The organism is Microvirga sp. GN3 (assembly GCF_055792825.1).
Genome location: NZ_JBVVAK010000341.1, coordinates 1 through 2,474, shown reverse-complemented (window position 1 = coordinate 2,474; position 2,474 = coordinate 1). Strand labels below are relative to the sequence as shown.

Here is a 2,474-nt window from a genome sequence, read left to right as displayed (position 1 = left end):
CGAAGCGGCCGTGCGCACCGTCGTCGATACGGCTCGGCTCACGCCAAGTGTCACCGTCTTCGGCACCATTCTCGCTACCGTCAGCGCCTGAAACCAGCCTCAGCAACGGCGTGGGTAATTACCAGCTGCTGGCGTTGATTGCCATGGAGCCGCCGGCCCGCTTTGAGGCGGAGCGGGTTCGCAACGCGAAGGCGGAAGCCCTGGCGGCGATCCGGATCCCCAGCGAGGCTGAAGCGCTTGCGAACTCGGTGCGCGGGCAGTATCGCGCCGGTCGTGTTCACGATGAACCGGTGGTGGCTTACCGGGACGCCGAGCATGTGGCGCCCGGCAGTGTCACCGAGACCTATGCGGCCCTTCGGCTGGAGGTCGACTACTGGCGCTGGGCGGGCGTGCCGTTCTACCTGAGAACCGGCAAGGCCCTCTCGGTCCGCCGGACGGAGGTGGCGATTAAGTTCAAGCAGGCGCCGATCTCGATGTTCGAGCAAACCTCGGTCGATCGGCTCGGGCAGAACTTCCTGGTTTTGCGGATCCAGCCCAATGAGGGCATCACGTTGCGCTTCAATGCGAAGGTGCCAGGACCTGTGCTGGCAGCGGAAAGTGTCGACATGACCTTCAAGTACAAGGATCATTTCGATGTTGCCCCGAGCACCGGCTACGAGACGCTGATCTATGACTGCATGACGGGAGACGCCCTGCACTTCCAGCGGGCGGACGGGGTGGAGGCGGGTTGGGCCGTGGTTCAGCCGTTCCTCGAAGCGTGGGCGAAAGCGGGAGCCAAAGGACTGGAGTTCTATCCCGCTGGTTCATCTGGGCCAGAGGAGGCCGGTTTCCTGCTGGCCCGCGATGGGCGGCGCTGGAGAGCGATCGAGTGATGGACTGTGACTAAGCCACCTGAGCGCATCACAGTAGCCTTTTGGCACAGAGATCCTCTACGAAATCAGCATAGCGCCTCCTGCGAACCCGTCCTAACCTCATTAGGGGAAGGGCTGGGCTGGACGGATGAAGACTCTCAGGGGATTCGGTTTACTCTCGCTGCTCCTTGCGGCTTGGACGTCTGCGCAGGCGGCCACCATTGAGGTAAGATCCGCGAGGGATCTAACGGTTGTGACGGTCGAGGGCGAACTCGATTTCAGGGATGAGGAAGCCTTCACGGACAAAGTGCTACGCCTCAAGGACGCTGTGGTAGTGTTCGACAGTGTCGGCGGCAACCTCGTTGCCGGGATTGAGATCGGCAAGGCCATCCGACTCAAGGGGTTCAGCACCCTTGTTCTGGACGACACGCTGTGTGCCTCCGCCTGTGCGCTGGCCTGGCTCGGAGGCAAGACACGCTGGGCAGCGCCCCGGGCGAAGATCGCAGTCCATGCCGCCTGGATGTTCAGAAACGGCAAGAAGCAAGAGACCGGGTCCGGAAATGCTCTCGTCGGCGCGTACCTGAACACCCTTGGGCTGACGGACGAGGCCATTGTCTTCATCACCAGCGCAGCCCCGGATGATGCCGAATTCCTGAGCTTCCAGAAGGCTGAAACCCTTGGCATCGCCGTCAAGCAGTTCGGCACGGGGCCCGAGCCCCAGCAGGCCACAACCAGGGCCGAGCCAGAGCCGTCAAAGCCGTTGGTATCTGCTGAGCCGGATGCCCGTTACTATGATCCCAGTGCACGGACATTGAACCCAGCGACAGCTCGTCCCACGCAGCCTGCGGAAACCAGAATTGCCGGGCTTCCGCCGGTATGGCGGCCCACCGAGCCGGAGATGAAGCCTCAGGTTCTTGACCTGACCAACCTGGATGCCGCTGCGCAGGTTCAGCGCCGCCTTCAGGAGCGGGCCTTCTTCCATGGACTCGTCGATGGGGTGTGGGGAAAGCGGTCGCGGATCGCCCTCAGGGACTTCAAGATCCGCAACGGGCTCGGCGCCGACGACCGGTGGGATCTGCGAACACAGCTAGCGGTCTTCGATGACCGCTACCCGGCGGCTCCCGTCACTTACGTGCCGTCCAATCCTGAGCAGGACGATGCGGGGCTCTTCATCCCCTTTGCTCTCGGAAACGGAGCTTCGCTTCACCCGCTTAATCCCGGTGACGCCCTGAAGATCCAAGCTCGGCTCTACGAACTCGGATACTATCGCAAGATGGGCGATGGGGTGTGGGGCATGGCGTCACGATTTGCTCTAACTGACTTCAAGGTTGCCAACAATCTGCCGCCCGATGATGCCTGGGACGGGAGTGTTGAACAGGCCGTGCAACGATCCCAAGCCATTCCGGCAGTAGAGACGCCCTTTGGTGAGTGGGTTCAGCCCGGAACAGCGTGTGGGGATCCGAACAACCCGAGACGGCTCGTCATCTCAGCAAAGACTGTAACTCTGATGTTCGTTGTCAAAGGCTTTGAACGCAACAATGCGCTCCCTGCAACGATCCGGGCACTCAACGATAGAGCGATTGCGCAGGGCCGGAGGCAGAGCCGTCAAGACGACGGTTGAGC

1 protein-coding gene and 1 pseudogene are annotated in these 2,474 nt (G+C 62.0%); both read left to right on the top strand.

Annotation, left to right across the window (positions count from 1 at the left end):
- Positions 1 to 119 precede the first annotated feature (119 nt).
- Positions 120 to 872, top strand: a pseudogene (locus tag ACS5Q1_RS47565) (glucose-6-phosphate dehydrogenase (NADP(+))); the annotation flags it as partial.
- Positions 873 to 999: 127 nt separating this feature from the next.
- Positions 1,000 to 2,472: a hypothetical protein gene (locus ACS5Q1_RS47560; protein WP_473104732.1), complete on the top strand. Its 1,473-nt coding sequence runs from the start codon at positions 1,000 to 1,002 to the stop codon at positions 2,470 to 2,472.
- Positions 2,473 to 2,474 lie beyond the last annotated feature (2 nt).